The organism is Pseudarthrobacter sp. NamE2 (assembly GCF_005796205.1).
GTDB lineage: Bacteria > Actinomycetota > Actinomycetes > Actinomycetales > Micrococcaceae > Arthrobacter.
In genome coordinates this window covers 41,555-66,380 of record NZ_VAHN01000005.1, presented here as the reverse complement: position 1 = coordinate 66,380, position 24,826 = coordinate 41,555, and the positions used below count along the sequence as shown (strand labels likewise).

The window sequence follows — 24,826 nt, the reverse complement described above, 5'->3', positions numbered from 1 at the left end:
CTTTTGCCATGTTGCGGCCCCTGCTGCACGTCAGCTTCCGCCGGTGGCCGTTGCTCCCAGTGGAGGCACCGGAAGCCTGAATATGTCCTTTAGCGCATATGTCGCCGCATGCAGCCCTGGCATCCCTGTGACGCCGGGCCCGGGAGGTGTGGCAGACGAACACAGGTACACCCCGGGCAGCGGAGTCCGCCACGGCACGGTGGAAACCACCGGCCTTTGCACCAGGCCCCGCAGGTCCATGGTGCCCACACTGAAATCGCCGCCGATGTAGTTCCGGTTGTACTCCGCCAGCCCGGCGGCGGTGACCACATTCGACTGGACAATAAGGTCGCGGAAGCCCGGCGCGAAGCGCTCCAACTGGGCGGTGATGGCCTCGGTCATGTCCCTCGTCGAACCGGCGGGGACATGGCAGTAGGTCCACAGGGTATGCCGTCCCGCCGGCGCCCGGCCGGGATCGAAGCGTGAGGGCTGGGCCACCAGGACGTAGGGCCTGTCCGGGTGCCGCCCGGCGTGTACTTCATTTTCGGCATGCGCCAACTCCTCCCGGGTGCCGCCCAGGTGGACCGTGCCGGCGTCGGCCAATCCGGGAGCGGCCCAGGGAACGGGACCCGACAGGATGAAGTCCACCTTGCAGGAACCGTTCCCGTAGCGGAACGACTCCAGCGACGAGCGGTAGCGGGCAGGCAACGAGTCACCCGCCATGGCGCCCAGGCCCCGGGGCGACACATTGAGCAGCGTGGCGCGGACCGGGGGAAGTTCCTCGAGCCGGTTTATGGGAGCGTCGGTGTGGATGACGCCTCCGTGCGCGCGAATGTCCTCCGCTAGTGCTGTGGAGATGGCAATCGAACCGCCTATCGGGATGGGCCATCCCTGGGCATGGCCCAGTGCGCCCAACATCAATCCCGCACCTGAAGCGGCGAGGGAGGGCTGGTGGGAGATGGCGTGGGAGGTAACCCCGCTCAGCAGGGCAGGGGCCAGATCCTCCCGGAACCTTGCGTTCCACACCGGTGTTCCCTGCTCCACCGTCCGCAGTCCGAAGATTCCGGCGGCGAGCGTGCTGCGGGGAATCCGGAACAGCTGGTTCTGCGTGAAGTCCATGACGCCGTCGATATGTCTGACGAGAGGCGCGAAAAGCTTCCGGTACGCTGCCCCGTCCCGGCCGAGCTCGAAAGCAGTGCGGTCCAGCGACCGGTATGCGATGGCGGCCCGTCCGCCATCCAGGGGCGAGGCGTACGAGATGTCGGGGCTGACCAGCTGTACCCTTCGGGCCAGCTCGAATGCCCGGAAGAAGGGCGAGGCCAGGGCCATGGGGTGGACCGCCGAGCACACGTCGTGGAAATGCCCGGGCTGCATCAGCTCGGTGGTCCGTGTCCCGCCACCAATCGAGGGAGACGCTTCGAAGACCTCAACGGACAGGCCGGCACGGGCCATGACCGCTGCCGCGGCCAGCCCGTTGGGACCGGCCCCCACCACGGCTACGTCAGGCATGGAAAAGGTCCTTCCGTCGTCGGTTCAAAAATGCGGGGCTGCCAAGTTTCCACGCGAGCCTGTCAGGGGCGCCGTCGAAGGGCCCGCCGTGGGGGTCATCAAGGTGGTGGCGCCGGATGGGATCGTAGCGGGGGTCGTAGATGTCCCAGGTGATTCGCGCCATCAGATAGGCCACAGCGAACATGTGGGCAACCACGGCCAGGACGTAGTACGGCATGTCAAGGTTGTGCTGGGATGAGCCGGAACTCGTCACCTGACCAAGGTACATCCACACTGCGGCCCAGTGGAGGCTTTCCACGCCCTGCCAGATGAGGAAGTCCCGCCACCGCGGCCGGGCCAGGGCCAGCAGAGGAACCAGCCACACCACGAACTGGGGCGAATACGCCTTGCCGGTCAGGATGAATGCGGCCACCAGAAGGAAAGCCAGCTGGGCCAGGCGCGGCCGCCGCGGTGCACTGAGCGCCATAACAGCGATCGCCGCGCACAGCACCGCAAAAAGGGCCGGCGACAGCACGTCCACCGCTTCCGGACTGAGCCCGGGCCGGCGAAGCCTTCCGGCCACCAGGTTGTAGGCAAACCACGGCGAACCGTAGCCGGCATCCCGGCCGGCTGCGAACTGGAAATAGTAGGCCCATCCGCTGAAGTTCGCGGCTGCAAAAGGCAGGTTGACTCCGATCCAGGCCGCAGCGGCTGACCCTCCCGTTACCATCAGGGGGCGAATCCTGCCGGTGCGCACGCTCAGCAGCGCAATACCCGCCAGCACCAGCAGTGGATACACATTCGTTGCGGCGGCCACGCCGATCAGGGCGCCGGCGGGCACCAGCCGCTGCCGGGCGAAAAAGTACATGCCGACGGCGACAAGGCAGACCGTCCAGAGGTCCCAGTTGATGGTCCCGGCAAAGATGATTCCCGGTGCAAGTGCCACCATCGCGGCGTCCCAGGGACGGCGGGCCGACGTTCTGGCCGTAGCGAGCACGGTCACGATCACGGCGCAGGCCAACAGTGCCGCGTTGACGTCGAAGTACGCCAGCACCCGACCCTCCGTCACGCCGCTTCCCGGGACCAGCCAGGCGGTCAGTCCGGCCACCAGCGCTGTGACGACCGGATATTCGAACTGGCTGCCCAGGACGGGAAAAACGCCCTCCGCCAGCCCGCGGTTGCGGAAGAGATCGGGAAAGTCCGAATAGCAGGTGGCGTAGAACTGCGTGGGGGACTCCCAGCCGTTTACACGGCAATAGCCCTTTACCAGGATCCCGACGAATGCCGCGATGACGGTGAGGAGGACCAGGACCCGTTCCACGGTGAAGAGTCCCGGGGAGACGACGCCGGGCTCGGACCGGCGGCCGAGGGGTCCGCCGATGACCTCCGTGAAATTCCGCAGCAGCACGTCGCTGCGGCTCGGCACCACCAGTCGGGACCGGCCTCGGCGCCCCGGGGGCTGGGTCTCCTCCATGCAGACGAGCTTACCGGTGTGCCTTATGGATGATGCCCGTGGTCCCGCAGCGCATGTCCGGGTCACCGCAGGCCGCCCGGCTGCTGGTGCAGCAGGACGTAGACGTCATCGCGCTGCTGCTCCAGCAGGTTCCGGACCATCAACGGGATGCGTGCACGCCTGGGCTTAGGAACATCCGGCACGGCCGGGCGATACAGTTCCCCACAGCGGGCTGCAAGTTTATGTGCGGAAAGCGGCCAGCCCAGCTGGCACCAGGACAGGGGCGCGTTGTGCGCCGAGGCCGGGTGCACCAACAATTACCGGCTGGCCAGTTAATCCTGGAGAAAAACCAAAAAGAAACAAAAATAAAAAATTCTTACAGTCCCCAGCGGACAATAGCGGGAGTCCTTTTGTCCCAGCCCAAGGTGCAGACCTTGGCTGTCCCGAGGATGAAATGCCGACCTTCGGTAGGCGGCATTTCCAGCCAACGGGCGGTCAGGATGCGGGAAAAGTGGCCATGCGCCACGATCAGGACATTGTCCATCCCGGACTCCAGGACCCTGCCAATGATCTTGTCGGCCCTGGCCGCCACCTCGTCCAGCGTCTCCCCGTTAGGAACGCCGTGCGTCCAGATGAGGTAGTCCGGGTTGTCCTTGCGGATCAGGTCCGAGCTGATGCCTTCGTAGTCACCGTAGTTCCACTCCACCGCCAGGGGCTCGTGCTGCGCGTCCGGGAAGCCGGCCAGTTCCGCCGTCCGCCGGGCACGCCGCAGCGGCGAGGTAAGCACCAGGTCGAAGTCGACGCCGTCGAGCACCTTCCGCGCTTCCACTGCCTGCTGCTCACCCTCCACTGTCAGCGGCAGGTCCGTCAGGCCCGTGTACTGACCGCTCTTGGACCATTCCGTTTCACCGTGGCGCAGGATCCAGAGCTGGGGGCGGGGGGCGAGTGCAGGGTAGGTCACTTGGACTCCTTGGCAGGGGAAGGTTCGACGGCGTCGGGAGACTCTTCAGGCTCCACCGCGGCAGGTGCGGATTCAGGTTGTCCGGCCCACCAGTCGAGCAGCCGCGCCTCTGCCTCTTCCCGTGGCAGCGGCCCGTTCTCCATCCGCTCATTGAGGAGGAACTTGTACGCCCTGCCCACGACGGGGCCTGGCTTAAGGCCGAGCAGCGCCATGATTTGCGCTCCGTCCAGGTCCGGCCGAACGGCCTCCAGGGATTCCTGTTCCTTGAGTGCGGTGATGCGCGCTTCCAGGTCGTCATAGGCAAAGGCCAGCCGTTCCGCCTTGCGCTGGTTCCGGGTGGTCACGTCGGAGCGGGTCAGGCGGTGCAGGCGTTCCAGCAAGGGTCCGGCGTCGGTGACATACCGGCGGACGGCGGAGTCGGTCCAGCCGGCGTCGCCGTAGCCATAGAAACGCATGTGCAGCTCCACCAGGCGGGCAACGGCCTTGGTGGTGTCATTATCGAAGCGCAGGGCCTTCATGCGCTTCGTGGTGAGTTTGGCACCCACCATGTCATGGTGGCGAAAGCTCACCGCACCGCCCGGTTCGAAGCGCCGCGTAGCCGGCTTGCCGATGTCGTGCATCAACGCTGCGAAGCGCAGCACGAAGTCGGGCCCGGGCACCGGGCCGTCCGCGTCCGTTTCCAGCTCCGCTGCCTGTTCCAGCACCTGCAGGGAATGCTGGTAGACGTCCTTGTGCCGGTGATGCTCGTCAGACTCGAGGCGGAGCGCTGAAACTTCGGGCAGCACAAAGTCTGCAAGGCCGGTGTCCACGAGCAAGTCCACGCCAGTGCGGGGGTGCGCACCGCAAATGAGCTTGACCAGCTCATCCCGCACCCGCTCCGCGGAGATGATGCTGATCCGTTCAGCCATCCGGGTCATGGAGTCCCGGACGTCGTCACGGACGGACACGCCCAGCTGCGCGGCGAACCTGGCGGCCCGCATCATCCTCAAAGGATCATCGGAGAAGGAAGCCTCCGGAGCGCCAGGGGTGGCCAGCACGTAGGAGTGGAGGTCGCGGACACCGCCGAAGGGGTCCACAAGCTCCATGGACGGCAGTTTCAGGGCCATCGCGTTGATGGTGAAATCCCGGCGCAGCAGATCATCGGTCAGCGAGGACCCGAACGCCACCACCGGCTTGCGGGACTCGGGATCGTACGCCTCAGCCCGGTACGTGGTGATTTCGATCTGGAACCCGTCCTTGCGCATGCCGATCGTTCCGAAGGCACGGCCGATTTCCCAGAAGTTGTCCGCCCACTTCCTAATGAGGGCCACCGTCTGGTCCGGCGTGGCGTCCGTGGTGAAGTCCAGGTCGGGGGAGTTCCGCCCCAGGAACAGGTCGCGCACGGGTCCGCCCACCAGCGACAGTTCATGGCCGGCGTCCACAAAACGCTGGCCAAGCTCCAGGACCACCGGGTCCACCTGGAAGTCGACGGTGTGGGAATCAGTCTTGTGATGTGCGTGCGCCATAGTTACTTAAGCTTGGCAGAAAGCGGAGGCACGGCAGGCCAAAAAAGAGTCAAGATCCCCGGTAATCGTCCGGCTGCCGGGAAACCGTGTCATATGCCGTCCATCTTGGTGTCATGTTCCGGTCATCAGGAACGGGCAACAGTCGTTAGAGTGGACTCCATGGCCCATCCAGTACCGAGCGCTCCAGGCAGGAGGACAAACGCACCATTGCCGTCGGCGATCGGTGCGCACGTTGCCCCTGCCCAGCATTCGGCACCGGCCTCACTGCCCACAGTCGAGGAAGTATCGGCCGGCGGCGTGGTGGTGGATACCTCCGACGCCGAACTGAGGGTTGCGATTATTGCCCGCCTTAACAGGGGCGGACGCCTGGAGTGGTGCCTGCCGAAAGGCCACCCGGAGGGCAAGGAAAACAACGAAGAGGCCGCGGTCCGGGAGATTGCCGAGGAAACGGGAATCGAAGGGAGCATCCTGGCCCCGTTGGGAAGTATCGATTACTGGTTCACGGTGAGCGGCCACCGGGTCCACAAAACGGTCCACCATTACCTCCTGCGGGCAACCGGCGGGGAACTGACCATCGATAATGATCCCGACCAGGAAGCCGTGGACGTGGCGTGGGTGCCCATCCAGGAACTGGCACGCAAGTTGTCCTTCCCCAATGAACGGCGCATCGCCGATCTTGCGCGCGAGGTCCTGCCCGGGCATCTGTAGGACCCGGCCTGCACACAGCATCCCGGGTTGCGGTGATAAGCCCCCGCGGGTGAGACGATGAACTCGATGTCAGCTACCAACTCTCCCTCCGACAACGCCGGCCGCCCTGGCGACGCCCGCCCCAACGGCCTGCCCCCGGACGCGGACCGCCCCAAGCCGGGCGGCCCGGACGCAGGCAGCCCCCAGGTGGCGCCGGCGGACGCGGCCCAGGCTGCCGGACCGGCAGAGGCAGTGCCGCCAGCAACGTCGGGTGCGAGTGAAACCCGTTCCAGTGCCATCATGGCGGCGGGAACCCTTGTGTCGCGTTTCCTGGGCTTCGGGAAAACCTGGATGCTCGGCACGGCCCTGGGGCTCGGTTCCACCGTCAATGACACCTTCATCAACGCAAACAACCTACCCAACCTGATCTTCCTCCTGGTGGCGGGCGGGGTATTCAACGCCGTACTGGTGCCGCAGATCATCAAAGCCAGCAAAGCCCCGGACAGGGGAGCGGACTACATCAGCCGGCTGCTGACGCTGGCTGTCCTGCTCCTGCTGGGCCTTACGGCGCTGGTGACGCTTGCGGCCCCGCTGGTCATCGACGCCACCACCCAGGGCTACCCGCCGCAACAGAAGGCCCTGGCAGTGACGTTCGCCTTCTGGTGCCTGCCGCAGATCTTCTTTTACGGCCTCTACGCCCTGCTCACGCAGGTCCTCAACGCCAACGGAGCCTTCGGGCCGGCCATGTGGGCGCCCATCCTCAACAACCTGGTGGCCATCGCCGGCCTGGGGATGTTCATCTGGATTTTCGGCAGCAATGAACTCAACCCGCACACTCTGGACAACTGGGGCGATACGCAAACAGTGTTCGTCGCAGGGTTCTCCACCATCGGCGTCGTCTCCCAGACTGCCATCCTGCTGATTCCCGTCATGCGCCTGCGCCTGGGCCTCCGTCCACGGTTCGGCTGGCGGGGCGTGGGACTTGGCCAGGCAGCCAAGCTGAGCGTGTGGACGCTGCTGACCGCCGCCGTCGGGCAGCTCGCGTTCCTGTACGTCATGCGCATCGCCACCATCCCCGGCGCCGAACGCCTGAGGCTGCAGGAAACAGGCGACCCCGCCGCCAACATGCTGCCCGGCAACGCGGTGCTGGAGGTGGCCAGCCAGCTGTACCTCCTGCCGCACTCCATCATCGCCCTTTCCCTGGCCACGGTGCTGTTCAACCGCATGACCCGGGCATCCCAGGAAGGCAACCGGGCAGAGCTGCGGGATGCCCTGTCGCACGGGCTGCGCACCATGGCGGTGGCCACGGTTTTCGGTGCCCTGGCCTTGTTTGCGCTGGCCGGGCCGCTGGGGATGTTCTTCTCGGGCGGCCTGCGGAACGACGGCGTGATGCTGGCCCAGACCCTCACCATCCTTGCCCTCAGCACACCGTTCATGAGCGCGAACTTCATGATGTCCCGGGTGTTTTACGCCAACGAGGACGCCCGGACGCCGTTCTACATCCAGTTGCTGCTGGCCGTGGTCTACGTGGCGGGCGCCTTCGCCATCCAGTTCCTGCCGGTCAACCAGATCATTTACGCCATCGCGGTCCTTTATATGGTGGGCAATATCCTGTCCGTGGTCATCAGCGCCTGGTTCCTGCGCCGCATCCTGGGACACCTCGACGGGCCCCGGATCGCCAGCTCGTACATCCGCATGGGGTACGCCGCGCTCGGCTCCGCCATCGCCGGTGCGGGTGCCCTGTGGCTCATGGGCAGCTACAGCCCGGACGGCTTCGCCTGGCGTGACCGGGTAACCGCACTGGTAACGGTGATTGTGGTGGGTCCGGTCATGCTGGTGGCGTACTTCCTGCTGCTCAAGCTGTTCCGGGTATCCGAACTCCGTGACCTGATCGGACCGCTGCTTGGCCGCCTGGGCCGCGGCGGCCCCGCTGCGCCTGCAGCGGCAGGGGGGACCCCGCCGTCGTCCGCCCCTGAGGGGACGCCTTCCGTGGAAGGCGCCACGGCCGAGGCAAGTGACCGCCGCCCCGAACGCGCCACCACCTCGGTGGACACCGGCCTCATCCCGCGGATCTCCGGGGAGTTTGATGCGGTGTCCTTCCGCGCCGGCCCCGAGCCGGAGCGGTCACATAAACGTTCGTATTATTACGACGGCGGTTCGTCCACGGGCGGGGATGGAACGTCCGGTGGCGGCTACCTGCCCGGCGAGGACCAGCCGAGTACGGCACGGGGAGGCCTGCTCCGCGAACAGATCCCGCTTCCAGGACGCCGCACCTTCCAGGGGAAGGCCGGCGAGAACCCCTACTTCAAGCGCCGGAAGCCGCGGAAAAAGTGATTGCATCGCCGTTTCCCGAGGCCGTTGTCAGCAGTGCACCGGACGCAATCAGCTAGGATCGAAAAGGTACAGGGGGAGTTATCTTCACGGGCAAGCTGGGCAGCAGGTCCGTGAACGGGGCCGGATATCCAATGCCATGGCCCCGGACAGTCTAGGAGGAGCACGTGTCCAACCCGATCGATGTCGGATCAGTACTGGGCGGCCGCTACAAGGTCACAGCCACCGTATTGGCCTCGCACGACCACGATCTGGTGCTGGACGGCGTGGACCAGGTCCTCAACCGGCCCGTCAGTATCCTGGTGGCCGGACCGCAAAACACCGAACAGGTTGCCCAGAGCGCCCGCGAGGTTGCCACCGGGGAACGGCCCGGCACCGTCCAGGTGCTGGACCTCGGTGTGAGTGATGCCGCCACGTACCTGATCACCAACCACACATCCGCGGCGGACCTGCTGGACCTTGTAGTAGCGTCCAACCCGCCCTACGTGGAGCCGTTCTTCACGGACACCCTGGGCAGTGAAATCTTTGGCCAGCCCCGGTCCTATGAGCCCGAACCGTACGACGAGGAAGACAACGTCGACGCCGGCTACATCAACTACGGCGATCCGCACCGGAGCCAGGTTGATCCTTACCGCACGGCTCCCGTTGTGCCGCCCAAGCCGCCTGCCCGCCCGGCTGCAGCACCCTCCGCCGGGCGCTCCGCTCCTGATTCCCCCTTCCGCTCCGGTGATGCCTCGCCGGAGCGGAAGGGTGCCTCCGCTATCGGTGGGGCTGCTGCTGTTGGCGGCCCGGCAGCCGCCGGTGCTGCCGGGGCCGGAGCTGCCGCCTCCGCCGCAAGGAAAGCTGGCGGCAATGATCCGGAGGCAACTGCCGCACATCCCGTTCGGGATGTTTCCGCCGCTGCGTCTTCGGACGCTTCCACCCCGGCGGCCGCCTCCGGAAAGCCCAAGGTATCCCTGTGGTCGGATGAGGACTACGCCCAGGCCGACCAGCAGGCCCTCTATGACGAGGAGGCGGCCGACCAGCCGCAGCCGGTTAAGAAGAAATCGGCGATGTCCGCCCGCGCCGCAGCGCCGGCAGCCGCTGGCGTCTCCTTTGCGGGCCAGGGCGATTACGACGGCGACCGCGACGAACCCGGGCGGGAGCCCCGGTCCATGCGCTGGCTGGTTGGCGGCCTCCTCGCCGTCGTGCTCATCGCGGGCCTCGTGTTCGCGGTAACGAACCTCGGCAGTTTCTTTGCCCAGCCGCAGGCGAACGATCCCGCACCGGCGACTACCAGCGCGCCGGAAGGTACCGCTGCCGCACCCACCCAGGCTCCAACCTCTGCCCCGCCGGTAGTGCCGCCGGCTATCGAAAGTGTTTCCCGGCAGGGGAACTTTGATTTCGCCGCAACCTTTGATGGCGACCTGGTGAAGGCATACGACGGAAACGCCGCCAGCTACTGGTCTGACATGGAATTCGCCAGCGAAAACTGGGGCGGCCTGGCACCGCAGGGTGTGCCGCTCGTTGTGAAACTGGAGAACCCCGCGACCGTATCGTCCATCACCCTTTCGCAGCTGGGTGGCTCCGGGGGCAACATCACCGTTTACACGAACGACCGCCCGTCATTGGATGGAGCAAACGCCGTGGGAACCAACAGCTTCACGTCCACAGACCTCAACATGCCGTTGGCGAAACCCGTGGAGGCGGAGTACGTTATCGTCTCCATAAACTCCCTGCCTCGGCTCGCCGCACCCAAGACCCGCTATGGTTACGGAATCCGCCTGGCCGAGATCAAGGTGCAGTAAAGGCATAGCGCACGGCATTGGCGGCCCTTCCCGGCTTAGGGGAGGGCCGCTGCCTTTTTGTTACATCCGCTGCTGGCCCTGGAATCCGCTGCAAAGCGCCTCAGTCGGTTTTGAGTGCCTGCAGGAACGGTAATCTGGAATGAGCGTTTGACGGGGATGGTTTCTGCCACGCACCGGCGGTGTCCCGTGTCCGGCGCCGGAATATTCAGCGTGCAGTTTCAGTTGTGCCATGTGGCCGGCCTCCACGGGGAGGCGCGTCAAGTAAGGAAGAGGTTCACCGTTCCGTGACCATCGCAGAAAACACCGCGTCCGAAGTACGTGATGTCATTATTGTCGGCTCCGGTCCGGCAGGTTACACGGCAGCCGTCTACACGGCACGTGCCAACCTTAAGCCGTTGCTGATCGCCGGATCCGTTACTGCAGGCGGTGAACTGATGAACACCACCGAGGTGGAGAACTACCCCGGGTTCCCCGAAGGCATTATGGGGCCGGATCTCATGGAGAACTTCGAAAAGCAGGCTGCACGTTTCGGCACCGACATCCTGTTCGAGGATGTCACTTCGCTGGACCTCAAGGGCCCGGTGAAAACCGTCACCATCGGTACGGGGGAGGCCTTCCAGGCGCGGGCCGTCATCCTGTCCACTGGCTCGGCGTATCGGGAACTCGGACTGCCGAACGAAAAGCGGCTTTCCGGACATGGCGTTAGCTGGTGTGCAACCTGTGATGGTTTCTTCTTCAAGGACCAGGACATCGCCGTTATCGGTGGCGGGGACTCGGCCATGGAAGAGGCCCTGTTCCTCACAAAGTTCGCGAAGTCCGTAACGGTGGTGCACCGCCGGGACTCCCTGAAGGCCTCCAAGATCATGGCTGACAGGGCCCTCGCCCACGAGAAGATCAACTTCATGTGGAACACCAGGGTGGAGGACGTTCTTGGTGGCGCCAAAGTCACCGGTTTGAAGTTGAAGAACGTTCTCGACGGCACTGAAGCTGACCTTGCAGTCACCGGAGTCTTCGTGGCTATTGGCAATGATCCCCGGACCGACCTCGTCAAGGACGTCCTTGCCCTGACGCCCGAAGGAACCATTGCCGTGGAAGGCCGCAGCTCCCGGACCAGCATTCCGGGTGTCTTCGCCGCCGGTGATGTCATCGACCCCACGTACCGGCAGGCTATTACTGCTTCCGGTTCAGGATGTGTGGCCGCCCTTGACGTCGAGCATTACCTGGCCGACCTTCCCGCATAAGCCACAATATTCACGATCAGAGGAGAAATAGGCATGAGCAACGCTAAAGACGTAACCGATGCAAGCTTCGGAACGGACGTACTGTCCTCGGAAAAGCCGGTAATCGTAGACTTTTGGGCCGAGTGGTGCGGTCCCTGCCGCAAGCTCGGGCCCATTCTCGACGAGATCTCCGTTGAATACAGCGAGAAGGTTGATGTCGTGAAGGTTAACGTGGACGACAACCCCTCCATTGCCGCGGAGTACGGGATCACGTCCATTCCTGCGGTGTACCTTTTCCAGGGCGGCGAAGTGAAGAGCACTGTTATCGGCGCTAAGCCGAAGCAGTTCTTTGAAAAGGAGTTCTCGGACGTTCTGTCCTAGGGTTCAGTCCGAGGTGCTCGACGCCTCACTGGAAGTGGCCACTACCTCCGGGTGATGGCCACTTTTTTATATCCTTGCTTTGCTAGGGGAGGAGCCCCGTCGGCCTTGTTTCACGTGAAACGGTAGGCCGGTTGGGCGCCGAGCGAGTCATAAGGAATCATGCTCACGGGACTAAGTTTGCAAACGAAGCAAGCATGTCGACTACTCGTTCGTCTGCGGTAGCTGGCCCAGGAAGTGGGACCCGGACACGACTTTTTCGGGGAGTACCGGCAACTCGTACGGCCCCCAAGGTGTACTAGCGCGGTTGGTTGGTGACGCGGCTGGCGGGTGAGGCACCTTTTAGTGCGGTGTGAGGCCTGGCCTGTTTGTAGTGCTCGATGAAGTCCTGGTAGCAGGCTTGGCGTTCGATTTCTTAGGCGAAGGGCCGGGCGTAGGCCCACTCTTCCAGGAGGATGCGGTTGAAGCGTTCGACTTTTCCGTTCGTCTGCGGCCGGTAGGGTCTGGTGCGTTTGTGGCGGATCCCGGCTTCGGCCAAGACCTGGGCGAAGGCTTTGGACCGGTAGCAGGAACCGTTATCAGTGAGCACCCGCTGGATCTTCACCCCTTTGGCGGAGAACGCCGCGATCGCGTTGCGCATGAAGGCTGCGGCAGTTTCTTTGGTCTCGTCAGGCAAGATTTCGGAATAGACGTAGCGGGAGTGGTCATCGACGGCGTGGTGAATGAACGTGAAACCCCGAAGCAGCCCCCGGTTCCTCCGGGCGCCTTCAGCAGGATTCCGGGCTCGTTTGTTCGCATCACCGACGACTCTTCCCAGGCTACGGTGGCCTCCGCCGTCCGGGATCCTGCCTAGTTTTTTGTCACGTCCACGTGGATCATTTCACCGGGCCAGGCGTACTCATAGCGGCGGGCGCGTTCCTGCCTGATCCTCGCCCCGGTTGCAGGGTCCGTGAAGCGCAGCGGTGGGCAGTGGTAGCGGTGGAGGATCCGGTGGACCGTGGAGATGTTCAAGGCAGGTGGTAAGCGATTCTTGCCGGTCCCCAACGCTTGGAGGTTCGCAGTCCAACTACCCGATGTTCTGTCCGTACTGCACTGCGGTGTGGGCAGTTCATCGGCCGGCTGGGCCGGTCCTGCATGCCAGCAGCTCCGTGCTCGACGTAACGCTTGGCCCAGCGGGCTGCCGTAGGCGCAGAGACGCTGAACCGTTCAGCCGCGCGGCGCAACGGCCAATGATGATTCACCACGCATTGAGCGGGCTTCAAGCGCCCGGCAGGGGCAAGGATCGCGTTAAAGTGGGACACGAGGACCTCCTGGTATCTGTGTTGCTCTCGACAAGCTCCACAGAACACCCGGAAGTCCTCTTTATTACGTCAATTCCCACCCCGTGTCACCAGCGTGCCGGGACAGTACACCTAGGAGTCTCCCGAAAGGGCGCTTGTTTCACGTGAAACAAGAAGGTAAAACAGCGGATTGTGCCGTCAAGAGGAATGACCTCCCGAACTTCGCACAGGCCGGTATCAAAACTAGCAGAGTGAACAGTTCCTCTTATCTGAGTCACTGCGTCGTGCGCCGTAGAAGGGCAATCAGCTACTTCTGCCCAAAATGGGTGACAACACAAAAGGTAAGTCCACGCTAAGCAGCATCGGTTCCGATTGGCGAATCCAGCCAGGAGTGGGAGAGGAACTCACGAAACACGCACATTTTGCCTAAATACCCACAACAAGATGTTGCACTTATACAATCTCACTCGTCCGCCTGGTGCTGGCGTTGCGACTGCAGTATCCCAAAAGGGACCGGTTGTCGCCTGTCGGTATCAGGAGGCGGGCAGAACGTCACTCCACCCCAGTGCCTGCTTGGATCTGCATGGCCGGCACCTTGATCTGTACCTTCAGTAGTGACGTACTTGAGCGCACGGTTGCCGCAAGGGGCCGACATCCTTGCCGCGCAAGTAGAGCGGATAGTCGAAGCACACCAAAACGATGATTGAATATCCTCTCGGAGCGCAGCGGCTCATTGCACCGGGTGGTTCTCCTCAATGCATCCCGAAGGCTGCGCTACGCCACTAACTTCCGGTCAAGGCGGGCGCCTGCACAAAAGGTTGCACCAAGACCCGACACAAGACAAACCTGATGTTCACCAACCCAGTGTCTCAGAGGAGCGATCGCCCTGGAGATACCGCTGCAAACCGCCACTAGCCTTTGGGCCCATCTGCGGTTCCGCGGCATGACACCGCACGGCCGAGTTCACCACCGTATATGCCTCCCAGCTTCCGAGCCGGGTAGCTGTGCCGAGAAGCCCGATTCCGGTGAGTCGTGGGCAGATGGGTCATAGTCATCTACTGCATCGGCTGCTTACCGCTCGTGAAACTGTTTCACGTGGAACAGACTCTTGGACTGCGAGGGAGATTCCCTGACTCGACAGCAGCAGACGCCGAGGAGCGTGACGCTACCTCATCACTTATGTTCTAAGACAGGACTGTACAACAATAAAGAACCAGCCGGGACCCTGTTGCCAGTACGCCCCTGATGCGGGTACGGCGATGACTGGGGACATGGGCACAGCGCAGCTTTCGCGGACGAAGGTACAGTTGGTCGCCGTTGCACAGCGGCGCGAACGTTAGAGAACTACAAGGCGCGAAAGGGCCGTTGCGTATGACATGTAAAGACGGGAAGTCAGACCTCAAGCAAGTGATCGGGGAACGGTCCGGACGGAGGTCGGTTGCACGACGTCCGATCGTCGCCGCGGGCAGTTAGGCTCCAGCTTGAACCTCTACCCTACGCTTGACTCGGCCTGAGCATTGGCCACATGATTAAGGCGGGATGCCGTCCCAGCTACCGCCTGACCGTTCCTGGGTTCAGGTGTAGGGACTGATGGTGCTTTGGCATCAGTAGGTAAGAACATGCGCGTGAGGTTCGGGACCCATGTCTAGGGGACCAGACCTGCAGCTCGCAGACACGGACACATATTCCAGGACGCCGTGGACAGAACAATCGTCGTGTGGTGCAGACCTTCTCTGCAGGTACGCCTGACGGCATGAGCATAAAGGTACTTTTCACGCGGAGATCAGCTGCCGACTTTGCGTGCTTCCGAGTACGCGCGTCCGTTCTGTACCTCGGGTGCCTCGGGCATGTGTCTTGCCCGAAAGTGGGGGTGCACGTGCCGGCGGTTTGCGAATGATTCGCTCCACGATGCTCTGGTCGTGTACAAACTGTCGGAGGGTTTATACACAGGATATCCACAGTCCCTAGTCCTCGATATGCACATAGTTATCCACATCGTCCCGGAATTGGTGGAACCTTCCGTTGGCCAAAGCGCGAAGCCCATGACCTGCGTGCCTCGCGTAGTTGCATTCCAATCTTGGGCGGTCGCTCCATTCAAGACGCCATACCGAGAGATAGGTGCCGCAAGCATCGTGCGCCGTAGGCCGCGAAAACGGCCCGTTTAGGTTTACTACTCGTCAGCTCGCGCGAAATCCGATCAGTGAAAGCCATTCGGGCCGCACGTTTCACGTGAAACGTCAGCACCGTTCTCACTGCCGGCGCTACGAACTGCCCGGAAGATGTTGGTTGAACACTACGTCCTAACAGCAATGAAATGGACTGCGGGCGCGTTCCACTCTTTCATCCCCAATGTTATCCACAGCGTTTTCCACTGAATAGTCCACAGGTATCTTGCCGGTAATCCGAGCCCCTCGACGCACTGGCGGAAGTGCGCGTAGGCTCACGCAAGCACTCCTGCCTTCGTATACCAGTTTGGCTATACCCATTCACGGATGCAGCCAAGCCCAACTAACCGAGCGCGATACGACATAGAAAAGATGAAAGGAACTAGGAACGAAGTGTAGGAGTCCTTGACTCTGCACTCCATGTTGTTTCAGGGAAGCTAACACACGCACCACACGACCCCGGCAGTACGAGGTGATGCATGGATACGTTCTCGCGATACGGGGTTCGCTGATGACATCAGGCTCGCGTGCTCGTGGCGCCTATCTCCTGTATGTCCGCGCACTCGACAGGTTAGCGAAGAAGACTCGCTGCACCTTTTCCGTGGCCCCCTCTCCTCTCAGCAGCGACGTTGGGGTATGACAGCCTGGGCCGATCATCAGTTCGCTGCTACAGCTTCATCAGCACGAGAATGATGCTTCTGCCACTATCTCCAGAAGAAGCACTGTGTCACAGAAGCACGTACCATGCTGTCTGCGCTTGCCAGGGAAGCCGGTGTACCTCAGGTATGGGGTTCAAGCGCGTCGGCCAAGAAGTCCGGTCCGATTCTGATTTTTGGCATCTCGCCGGGTGCCTCCAGCACATGCCAAGGAGGAGCTCGTAAGTGGCAGCGAGCACTGTGCGCCATAACGTGCCCCACACTGTACGGATTTGTTGCTTCTTGGCAATCTGCGCTCTACCCTCGGAGCTCTTGAACATACGTACCAGCGTGGATTGCAAAAGTCTCACGTGATTCGCGCTACCCCCACGCAGTCCATCGCATATCGAGATGAATTGAAACCTAATGCCATGAACTGCGCGTATCACCACTATCCGGCGTTTGAACCATGAAGCGAGCGACCTTCTAACCGCACTCGGCAGTTGCCTGGGTATGTTATTGTCTTCGCTTGCTGCACGGAAGATTCTCATAGCCGCCACTGTTTCACGTGAAACTGGCCGCTATAGTCAAGGCGTTGTCGAAGTCACGGTACTGACCTGAGTTGTAAGCGTTTCTAGTCCAAACACGGGCCGGCGCAGTAAGACGGCAATGCAGTAATAGCACCCCCGCCATTTTTGTGCCGCCGCCGACGGTCAAACGTTGAGGCAGCTGCAGAATCGGCATTATGGTTGGTGAAGACTTACGCGCACTGCCCATGCCAAGCGTCACCCCCTAATTCAAGCCGCCCGGTATCGCAGGAGCGGGATACTGCATACTCCCAACCCGGCACAGGCTGCGCTGCTTTGTACCGCGTACGCTTCGATCCGGGCGTCTACACCCCGGTCCAGCACTTGAAATCCGCGACGACGAGTAGTTCACGAACGCTCAACTCCTGACGCGCAAAGAGGACTGGCGTCGCCCCGGCAGTCGTTAGGCAGGTACGTTTCACGTGAAACGTTGTTTGCAGGACCAGTAGGGGATGCGTCCGCTGTTCGAACTTGGCAAGTTCATTCCCGGTGGCCGATCAACGAGCGCAGATGGAAACCGGAAGTTCGCTTTTGCGGCAAGCTAAGCAACTCGCCGAGAGCTGCTAGCGGTTAGGTGCAGCTACCGCCGACTAACCAAACCGTGGCGTATCAGGGGCATGACACTGGGCCCACTGCCTCCCACTTTCCCCTGATGATTCCGCGGTGATGAAGCGCCATCTCGGTTCAACGTCCTGTGCTGGCGAAGACCAAAAAGGCCCGATCCATAAGAATCGGGCCTTTTATCAAGAGAGAACTAATTGGTGGACCCTGGAGCCAAAACGTCCATAATGCGGTTCAAGTCCTCTACGCTGGCGAATTCGATACTGACTTTGCCCTTACGGACGCCAAGTGAGATTTTTACGTTCGTATCCAAACGGTCCGACAACGATGACGCCAGGTAATCGAGTCGCTCATGCCGGGCACCGGGTCGAGGAATGTTGTTCTTGGCAGGCTTGGCGGGGTCCTGGTACAGGGCTACTGCTTCTTCGGTTGCACGCACCGACATGCCCTCCGCCACGATCTTCTGTGCAATGCGCTCCATGGCGGCAGGATCGGGCAAGGACAGCAGAGCACGGGCGTGGCCGGCGGAAAGAACCCCGGCAGCAACACGACGCTGTACCAGCGGCGGAAGCTTCAGCAGGCGCAGCGTGTTTGAGACCTGCGGGCGGGATCTTCCAATGCGGTCCGCCAGTTGCTCGTGCGTGGTACCAAAATCCTCCAACAGCTGCTGGTAGGCAGCCGCCTCTTCCAGCGGGTTGAGCTGGCTGCGGTGCAGGTTTTCCAACAATGCATCGCGGAGGAGATCGTCGTCGGTGGTGTCCCGGATTATCGCAGGGATCGTTTCGAGTCCCGCCGCTTGAACAGCACGCCAGCGCCGCTCGCCCATGACAAGCTCGTAGGGCTCACTACCGGCTTCAGTTGACTTACGGACAACAATTGGCTGCAGGACGCCGATTTCGCGGACAGAATGGACAAGCTCCGCCATGTCGTCTTCATCGAAGACGGTACGCGGCTGCTTGCGATTGGGATGAATGTCAGCAACCGGAATTTCAGCAAAGCGCGCTCCAGGCACTTCTACCAGTTCCATTCCGGTGTCTGTTCCAACAAACGCCTCAACAGACTCCCTTGCCACATCCCCGGCCTGGTCAACGGAAGAGCCCGGCGCAACGGTTACCGGTTCCTCCACGGACTCCTCTGGCTTTCCACTCTTTGAGGCCGAGCGTGAGGCAGCAGATGCACTCTTCCTGGCGGAAGCAGATTCAGTACCTTCGGAACGTTCTGAATCCGGCTCTTTCGTTCCAGCACGTTTGCCGGCTGACCCGGGCGTCCGGGGCGCGATCAGCTTTTCGGCGACAGACTCGACCGAGCCGGGCACCTTGCCATTCGAATCATCGGACTTCTTGCGGCCCTCGGGAAAGAAGAGATCGACAGGCCTGGATGCGGCAGCCGCATTCGCCTGCCCGCTGGTTGCGGCGGAACTTGGAATCAGCGCGCCAAGACCGCGGCCTAGGCCCCGTCGCTTCTCGCTCATGGATAAATCCCTCCAGTGGTAGAACCAGGCACTTCCGGCGCCGGTCGTTGCAGTTTGAAGATTCTAGCGTTCTGCTATTTCGGCAGCGGCTTCCAGATAGGACAGAGCTCCACTGGAGGATGGGTCATAGGTCATAACAGTCTGCTGGTAGCTTGGTGCCTCGGAGATGCGGACCGAACGCGGGACGACAGCAGACAGTACCTGCTCGGGAAAGTGAGTTCGGACCTCTGCAGCCACCTGCGCAGCAAGATTTGTGCGGCCGTCGTACATCGTCAATAGGATCGTGGAAACGACCAGTTCATCATTGAGGTGTTTCTGGATCATCTCGATGTTCTTCAGCAGCTGGCTGAGGCCTTCGAGAGCGTAGTACTCACACTGGATAGGAATGAGCACCTCGTTCGCTGCACAGAAGGCATTAACTGTCAGCAGGCCCAGACTCGGCGGGCAGTCGATGAAGATATAGTCGAGCCGCTCCTCGCCGTTCTTTACCCGTGTCTTGGCGTACACGTCGATGGCGCGACGGAGCCTTTGCTCCCGGGCAACCAGCGAAACGAGTTCAATTTCGGCACCTGCAAGGTGGATGGTGGCCGGGGCGCAAATAAGCTTCTCGATGTCGGGGCACTGGGCTACTACATCTGCCAGTGCAACATCGTTGATGAGAACATCGTAGATGCTGTCCACATCGGCATGGTGCTCAATGCCCAAGGCGGTGGAAGCATTGCCCTGCGGGTCGATGTCGATGACCAGGACGTTGAGGCCCGCTGCGGCCAGGGCTGCAGCGATGTTCACGGTGGTGGTGGTCTTTCCCACGCCACCCTTCTGGTTGGAAACCGTGAAGATGCGGGTCTTCTCCGGCCGGGGCAACTTGCGTCCCATAAGGCGCTCCCTGCGCTTGGTTTCATGGGCCAACTCCCGGGCGATGGGACTCGAATCGTCTATCGCATCAATAATGTTGGACCGCCCCGCAGGGGTTGTTTCACGTGAAACGACCGCAGCGTTGGCGCTGGCAACCGATCGGGGGTGATTGCCACCTCTGCCGGGGGCCATGCCCGGACCAGCGACAGAACGTGCTGACCCCAATGACACGAACGGCGGTATCCGTTGTGCGGAGGCTTCACTACTGGTCACTGGGGCACACTCACTCTCGTTCAGCCAATTTTGCTGCCGTTGACTAGCCTAACTGCTGGACCCGGCAGACATCGGCTGCCGGGCCAGGACTAGGGGTTCTTTTGGGACTTGTTAACGACGATGCGAACTACCGTTGTGGGCTCCTCAAGGAGGCCATCACCCACAGTGAGTACGGAAGTTTCCACACCACCGAGTCTACGGATGGCCTTGGCGGCCTTTTCGATCTCCTCAGCCGCACTTTGGCCCTTGATCGCCACCACCTCACCGTGCCCCGCAAGCAGCGGAATAGTCAGCCCGGCCAGGTTGCTCAGCGCGGATACCGCGCGGGCAGTCACCACATCGGCATTTACCTGGCCCACCGCTGCCTCCGCGCGGCTCCGCATCACCGTCACATTGTCCAGCCCGAGATCGTCCACGACCTCCTGGAGCCAGATCACCCTGCGCTCCAAGGGCTCGATGAGGGTGAGCTCAAGATCCGGGCGTGCTATCGCAAGGCAAAGACCGGGCAGGCCTGCACCGCTGCCGACGTCGGCAACATGGCTGCCCTCCGGAATCTCGCTTTCGATGACGGCACAGTTTAGGACATGCCTGCTCCACAGCCGGGGAATCTCGCGCGGCCCGATCAGGCCCCGTTCCGTTCCCGACGTGGCGAGGTGTTCAACGTACCGTTTGGCCAGGTCCAGCCTGTCACCAAAAATCTTCTCAGCCGCCCGGAGTTCAGCTGCCGTGATGTCAACCATTGTTAGCGGGGCCAGCAATTCTCTAGTCGGCGGATACGACAATATGGCGCCCGTTGCCTTCGCCTTCGGACTCACTGACGAGCCCCAGGTCGGCAACGGCGTCATGGACAATCTTCCGCTCATAGGCGCTCATCGGTTCCAGCGCAACGGGCTTCCCGGTTTCCTTCACGGTTGCCGCGGCGTCCTCTGCAATCTTCTGCAGGTGGCCGGTACGCTCCTGCCGGTATCCGTTAATATCCAGCACCAGCCGTGACCGGTTTTCCGTGGCGGACAACACGGCGAGCCGCGTCAGTTCCTGCAGGGCCTCGAGGACTTCGCCGTCCTCGCCGACCAGGCTCTCCAGCCCATCGGCTTCCTCGTCAGCCACGATCGAAATGTAGGTGCGGCCGTTGCGTACCTCGATGTCGATGTCGCCGTCGATGTCGGCGATATCCAGCAGTTCCTCCAGATAGTCGGCCGCGATATCACCTTCTTCTTCGAGCCGGCTGACAGCTGACACCCGCGGAGAGGAAGCCTCATCGTTCACGGACTCGTCCTGGTCGTCCATCATGTCCTCGGAAAGTGCGTGTTCGGTGCTCTCGGCTGACATTACTTCTTCTTCCTGTTCTTGCGCTGTGGCTGGACACGCTGGCCCTTGGGTTCGGCGGGGACGGTTGCCGCAGCCTCCTCAGCTTCCTTCTTGCCGCTCAGGATCGGCAGGGCGGGAAGGCCCTTGGCGGCACGGCGTTCGGCGAGGGCCTTCGCAGCAGGCGATCCCGGCGTCGGCATGCGGCGGATAACGAAGAACTGCTGGCCCATGGTCCAAAGGTTGGTGGTGGTCCAGTAGATCAGGACGCCGATGGGGAAGTTGATGCCGCCCACACCGAACACGATGGGGAGGATGTAGAGCATCATCTTCTGCTGCCGCATGAACGGGCTGGCCATGGCCTCTTCGGACATGTTCTTGGCCATAATCTGCTTCTGCGTGATGAATTGCGAGGCAGTCATGGCAAGGATCATCAGGATCGAAAGCACTGCGACCATTACCTGGTTCTCACCGCCGCCGCCGTGCAGCAGTGTGGCGTTCAGCGGTGCCCCGAAAATGGTGGAATCGTCGAACTGGACAACCTGGTCATGGCTCATCGCACCGATGCCCTCGCCCTTGTCACGGGCCCCCGAGATGCCCGAAAGCACCGTGAACAGCGCGAAGAAGAACGGCATCTGGATCAGCATGGGCAGGCAGGCGGAGAACGGGTTGGTGCCGTGCTTCTTATACATGGCCATCTGTTCCTGGGCCATGGCCTGGCGGGACAGCTGGTCGGTCTTGCCCTTGTACTTGTCCTGCAGCTTCTTCAGGTCCGGCTGCAGGAGCTGCATGCCGCGCTGTGCCTTAATCTGCTTGACGAACACAGGAATAAGGGCGGCGCGGATCACCAGCACCAGCCCGATGATGGACAGCGTCCAGGTCCAGCCCGACGCATCGGGCATGCCGATGGCGGTCAGGCCCTCATGGAAGCCCACCATGATGATGGACACAAGCCATTTGAACGGAAACATGATTGTTTCGAAGAAGTCCATACTTATCCCTATTCGTCAGGCCGCGCTGCGGCCTTCTCCATTAGTCCGAGCAGCCAGGTACTTGTCCGGGTTGTTCAGCACAACAATCGTGGGGGTCTGGCTCTCCGGCCATTCCCGGTTTCCGGCGGGGACGTGGTCCACGCCGCCGGCGTTCCATGGATGGCAGCGGCCGAGGCGCCGGACCGCGAGCCAGCTCCCCTTGACGGCGCCATGGACAGTGACCGCTTCAAGGGCATAGGCCGAGCATGAAGGGAAAAATCGGCAGACCTGCCCGTACAGGGGCGATACCACCTTGCGGTAAGCCTTCAGCAACAGGATAAGGACGTTCCGGGGCAGGTTCCACAGGAACATTCCGAGGGCGGCGGCAACGGGACGGAGACGGGCGACGACGGCGGTGGCGTTACGCACGCGGTGTCCCCTCCTGTGTTGTACCGGCCGAACGGTTCGCGGCTGCCTTTGACAGGCGGCCGGCCAGCCGGGCGAGCGTCGATTCCAGTGCAGCGTTGTAGTCGTTCAGAAGCTGGTCCCAACTGGCTGAAGCGGACGCGGGAAGCGCCCGGACTACTATGGCGAAACCGGTGCCGTGTTCGCGCAGCGATGCAGCACCTGCTTCCCTCAGTCTCCGCTTAACGAGGTTCCTGACCACAGCGTTCCCTACACTCTTGGAAACGATGAACCCGATCCGGCTGGGTTCGTCGGCAGCTATAGCTGCCGCATATAACACTACGTTCCGGCGCCCATTGCGGACACCGGAACGTACGGTTGTTGAAAAATCGGCTGCAGTCCTCAAGCGGTTGCGGGCGGCCAGCACCTTAAACTCGCAATGGGATGTCTACCGATAAGTCAGGTAATTAAGCCGACAGTTCGGTGCGGCCCTTGCCACGGCGGGCAGCCAGGATGGCGCGGCCGGCACGGGTACGCATACGAAGGCGGAAGCCGTGCTTCTTGGCCCGACGGCGGTTATTCGGCTGAAAAGTCCGCTTGCTCACGTTAGTTACTCCAGTGGATCAAAGGTGCGCCCACCCGATCAGTATGGGGAAGAACTGGCCGACGCTAAGTTTTGTGTGTGCACGCTTTCCCGGCTGCCCTGACGCGAAGCGCCTGGGAGGGTCGGATGGGACCAAAAAGCGGACACAAAGGACTTCACAACGTTAGGCAATTTCAGCCCCTGAGTCAAACCGGCGGCGCCTTCACAGGCTATCCCCAGTTGTTCCTAACCTGCCCTTGCAGCCTGTGGATGAAGTGGCTCACAGGGCCGCTTTAAGAACCACAACCGTGTAATTATCCACAAGCCGGAGGCCAGCTGTCTTCTAGGCTTTTCATCCCCTAGAGTGGCTCAGTAGCCGATTATCCACGGGATGTGAATAACCCTGTGGATTATGCTGGGCCAGCACCCTGGTTCCGGACTTGGGCTGCAGGCGTTGCAGGCACAGCAAGTTTTGAGGGAACCCATTGATGACAGTAGACGAAGCCAACCACGCCAATACTGTCGGAAGTTCCTGGCGCAGGGTTCTCAGCCTGCTGGAACAGGACCACCGCGTTTCCCCGCGGCAGCGTGGCTTTGTCATCCTCGCCCAGGCCCAGGGCCTGATCGGATCCACCCTCCTGGTGGCCGTCCCCAACGAACTGACCCGTGAAGTGCTTCAGACCCAGGTCAAGGAGGCCCTCGACGACGCACTGCACAATGTCTTTTCCGAGGACATCAGGTGCGCCATCGACGTCGACACCGACCTGGTGCCTGTGCACGAGGAGCCGGAACCCGCCGTCGAGCCGTCCTTTGCTCCGGACCAGCTGGTTGAGCAGAAGCCGCAGCCCATGCTGCCGAGCACTTCGCACGAGTTCGGCCGGCTGAACCCCAAGTACGTCTTCGACACCTTCGTAATCGGATCTTCCAACCGGTTCGCACATGCGGCTGCCGTGGCGGTGGCGGAAGCTCCCGCAAAGGCATACAACCCGCTGTTCATCTACGGCGACTCCGGGCTGGGCAAAACGCATCTGCTGCATGCAATCGGCCACTATGCCCGCCGCCTCTACAGCGGAATCCGCGTCCGGTACGTCAACTCTGAAGAATTCACCAACGACTTCATCAACTCCATCCGGGATGACGAAGGCGCCAGCTTCAAGACCACGTACCGGAACGTCGATGTGCTGCTCATCGATGACATCCAGTTCCTGGCAGGCAAGGACAGGACACTCGAGGAGTTCTTCCACACCTTCAATTCGCTGCACAACAACAACAAGCAGGTGGTCATCACCTCTGACCAGCCGCCCAAGCTGCTGGCCGGGTTCGAGGACCGGATGAAGTCGCGCTTCGAATGGGGCCTGCTCACGGACATCCAGCCGCCTGAACTGGAAACCCGCATCGCCATCCTCCGAAAGAAGGCCCTCAGCGAAGGCCTCTCGGCACCGGATGATGCGCTTGAGTACATTGCCTCGAAGATTTCGAGCAACATCCGTGAACTTGAAGGCGCGCTGATCCGCGTTACGGCCTTTGCGAGCCTGAACCGGCAGCCCGTGGATGTTGCCCTGGCGGAGATGGTCCTCAAGGACCTCATTACGGACGACGGGGCGCAGGAAATCACGTCGGCCCAGATTCTCCAGCAGACCGCCGACTACTTCAAGCTCAGCATGGAAGAGCTCTGCAGCAAGTCCCGGACCCGTACCTTGGTGACTGCCCGCCAGATCGCCATGTACCTGTGCCGGGAGCTGACGGACATGTCGCTGCCCAAGATCGGACAGGAGCTCGGCGGCCGCGACCACACCACCGTCATCCACGCTGACCGCAAGATCCGTGAGCTGATGGCGGAGCGGCGTGTGATTTACAACCAAGTGACGGAGCTGACCAACCGGATCAAGCAGCAGCAGCGCGCCTCCTGAATCCACATCGCAGCGCGCACTCTATACCTTATTAAC

General features: G+C 62.0%; 18 protein-coding genes and 1 pseudogene. 6 read left to right on the top strand and 13 right to left on the bottom strand.

Annotated elements, in window-relative coordinates; translation table 11 throughout:
- Positions 1–30: 30 nt before the first annotated feature.
- From FDW83_RS07885 to FDW83_RS07870, 4 genes are all read right to left on the bottom strand, one after another.
- A complete protein-coding gene (locus tag FDW83_RS07885) occupies positions 31–1,488 on the bottom strand; it encodes an NAD(P)/FAD-dependent oxidoreductase (RefSeq protein WP_138137224.1) in 1,458 nt (485 codons plus the stop codon).
- Positions 1,481–2,941 (bottom strand): glycosyltransferase family 87 protein, encoded by a 1,461-nt coding sequence (locus FDW83_RS07880; protein WP_138137223.1) that lies wholly within the window; start codon positions 2,939–2,941, stop codon positions 1,481–1,483. The genes FDW83_RS07885 and FDW83_RS07880 overlap by 8 nt, the downstream gene beginning before the upstream one ends.
- A 355-nt stretch (positions 2,942–3,296) precedes the next feature.
- Positions 3,297–3,881 carry a histidine phosphatase family protein gene (locus FDW83_RS07875; protein ID WP_138137221.1) on the bottom strand — a complete coding sequence of 195 codons (585 nt, stop codon included), beginning with the start codon at positions 3,879–3,881 and terminating at the stop codon, positions 3,297–3,299.
- The gene (locus FDW83_RS07870; protein ID WP_138137219.1) at positions 3,878–5,386 is read right to left on the bottom strand and encodes a CCA tRNA nucleotidyltransferase; all 1,509 of its coding nucleotides are present in this window, start codon (positions 5,384–5,386) and stop codon (positions 3,878–3,880) included. Before FDW83_RS07870 ends, FDW83_RS07875 begins: the two co-directional genes overlap by 4 nt.
- 207 nt (positions 5,387–5,593) lie before the next feature.
- Between FDW83_RS07870 and FDW83_RS07865 the strand changes: the two genes are divergently transcribed.
- From FDW83_RS07865 to trxA, 5 genes are all read left to right on the top strand, one after another.
- Positions 5,594–6,094 (top strand): NUDIX hydrolase, encoded by a 501-nt coding sequence (locus tag FDW83_RS07865; protein ID WP_138137504.1) that lies wholly within the window; start codon positions 5,594–5,596, stop codon positions 6,092–6,094.
- A gap of 66 nt (positions 6,095–6,160) precedes the next feature.
- Positions 6,161–8,407, top strand: coding sequence for a murein biosynthesis integral membrane protein MurJ (murJ, locus tag FDW83_RS07860; protein WP_138137216.1), 2,247 nt, complete (start codon positions 6,161–6,163; stop codon positions 8,405–8,407).
- A gap of 164 nt (positions 8,408–8,571) precedes the next feature.
- Positions 8,572–10,191: an ABC transporter substrate-binding protein gene (locus FDW83_RS07855; protein WP_138137214.1), complete on the top strand. Its 1,620-nt coding sequence runs from the start codon at positions 8,572–8,574 to the stop codon at positions 10,189–10,191.
- A gap of 284 nt (positions 10,192–10,475) precedes the next feature.
- Positions 10,476–11,432 (top strand): thioredoxin-disulfide reductase, encoded by a 957-nt coding sequence (gene trxB, locus FDW83_RS07850; protein WP_138137212.1) that lies wholly within the window; start codon positions 10,476–10,478, stop codon positions 11,430–11,432.
- 33 nt (positions 11,433–11,465) lie between these two features.
- On the top strand, positions 11,466–11,792 hold the full coding sequence (trxA, locus tag FDW83_RS07845) for a thioredoxin (protein ID WP_138137210.1): 327 nt from the start codon (positions 11,466–11,468) through the stop codon (positions 11,790–11,792).
- A 295-nt stretch (positions 11,793–12,087) separates the two neighbouring features.
- Here trxA and FDW83_RS07840 read toward each other — a convergent pair.
- The 9 genes and pseudogenes from FDW83_RS07840 to rpmH all read right to left on the bottom strand — a co-directional run bounded on the left by FDW83_RS07840 (position 12,088) and on the right by rpmH (position 22,902).
- A pseudogene (locus FDW83_RS07840) lies at positions 12,088–13,090 on the bottom strand (IS481 family transposase).
- A 4,120-nt stretch (positions 13,091–17,210) separates the two neighbouring features.
- Positions 17,211–18,488, bottom strand: a complete 1,278-nt coding sequence (locus FDW83_RS07835) for a ParB/RepB/Spo0J family partition protein (protein ID WP_138137208.1) — start codon at positions 18,486–18,488, stop codon at positions 17,211–17,213.
- 63 nt (positions 18,489–18,551) lie between these two features.
- Complete coding sequence (locus FDW83_RS07830; protein ID WP_305014623.1) at positions 18,552–19,616, bottom strand: ParA family protein; 1,065 nt, start codon at positions 19,614–19,616, stop codon at positions 18,552–18,554.
- 89 nt (positions 19,617–19,705) lie between these two features.
- Positions 19,706–20,356, bottom strand: a complete 651-nt coding sequence (gene rsmG / locus FDW83_RS07825) for a 16S rRNA (guanine(527)-N(7))-methyltransferase RsmG (protein WP_138137204.1) — start codon at positions 20,354–20,356, stop codon at positions 19,706–19,708.
- 22 nt (positions 20,357–20,378) lie between these two features.
- Positions 20,379–20,945, bottom strand: coding sequence for a R3H domain-containing nucleic acid-binding protein (locus tag FDW83_RS07820; protein ID WP_138137202.1), 567 nt, complete (start codon positions 20,943–20,945; stop codon positions 20,379–20,381).
- Positions 20,945–21,913 (bottom strand): membrane protein insertase YidC, encoded by a 969-nt coding sequence (yidC, locus tag FDW83_RS07815; protein WP_138137200.1) that lies wholly within the window; start codon positions 21,911–21,913, stop codon positions 20,945–20,947. The genes FDW83_RS07820 and yidC overlap by 1 nt, the downstream gene beginning before the upstream one ends.
- 15 nt (positions 21,914–21,928) lie before the next feature.
- Positions 21,929–22,321, bottom strand: a complete 393-nt coding sequence (gene yidD / locus FDW83_RS07810; protein WP_171027490.1) for a membrane protein insertion efficiency factor YidD — start codon at positions 22,319–22,321, stop codon at positions 21,929–21,931.
- Complete coding sequence (gene rnpA / locus FDW83_RS07805; protein ID WP_138137196.1) at positions 22,314–22,724, bottom strand: ribonuclease P protein component; 411 nt, start codon at positions 22,722–22,724, stop codon at positions 22,314–22,316. The genes yidD and rnpA overlap by 8 nt, the downstream gene beginning before the upstream one ends.
- A 40-nt stretch (positions 22,725–22,764) precedes the next feature.
- Positions 22,765–22,902 (bottom strand): 50S ribosomal protein L34, encoded by a 138-nt coding sequence (gene rpmH, locus FDW83_RS07800; RefSeq protein WP_003800212.1) that lies wholly within the window; start codon positions 22,900–22,902, stop codon positions 22,765–22,767.
- Positions 22,903–23,368: 466 nt separating this feature from the next.
- On the opposite strand from rpmH, the gene dnaA reads away from it, so the two are divergent.
- The gene (gene dnaA / locus FDW83_RS07795; protein WP_138137194.1) at positions 23,369–24,790 is read left to right on the top strand and encodes a chromosomal replication initiator protein DnaA; all 1,422 of its coding nucleotides are present in this window, start codon (positions 23,369–23,371) and stop codon (positions 24,788–24,790) included.
- Positions 24,791–24,826: the final 36 nt, after the last annotated feature.

Bases quoted from the DNA above. Each gene is read 5' to 3' on its own strand.
- FDW83_RS07885 (WP_138137224.1), bottom strand. From the start codon at position 1,488: ATGCCTGACGTAGCCGTGGTGGGGGCCGGTCCCAACGGGCTGGCCGCG.
- FDW83_RS07880 (WP_138137223.1), bottom strand. From the start codon at position 2,941: ATGGAGGAGACCCAGCCCCCGGGGCGCCGAGGCCGGTCCCGACTGGTG.
- FDW83_RS07870 (WP_138137219.1), bottom strand. From the start codon at position 5,386: ATGGCGCACGCACATCACAAGACTGATTCCCACACCGTCGACTTCCAG.
- murJ (WP_138137216.1), top strand. From the start codon at position 6,161: ATGTCAGCTACCAACTCTCCCTCCGACAACGCCGGCCGCCCTGGCGAC.
- trxA (WP_138137210.1), top strand. From the start codon at position 11,466: ATGAGCAACGCTAAAGACGTAACCGATGCAAGCTTCGGAACGGACGTA.
- FDW83_RS07835 (WP_138137208.1), bottom strand. From the start codon at position 18,488: ATGAGCGAGAAGCGACGGGGCCTAGGCCGCGGTCTTGGCGCGCTGATT.
- rsmG (WP_138137204.1), bottom strand. From the start codon at position 20,356: ATGGTTGACATCACGGCAGCTGAACTCCGGGCGGCTGAGAAGATTTTT.
- FDW83_RS07820 (WP_138137202.1), bottom strand. From the start codon at position 20,945: ATGTCAGCCGAGAGCACCGAACACGCACTTTCCGAGGACATGATGGAC.
- yidC (WP_138137200.1), bottom strand. From the start codon at position 21,913: ATGGACTTCTTCGAAACAATCATGTTTCCGTTCAAATGGCTTGTGTCC.
- dnaA (WP_138137194.1), top strand. From the start codon at position 23,369: ATGACAGTAGACGAAGCCAACCACGCCAATACTGTCGGAAGTTCCTGG.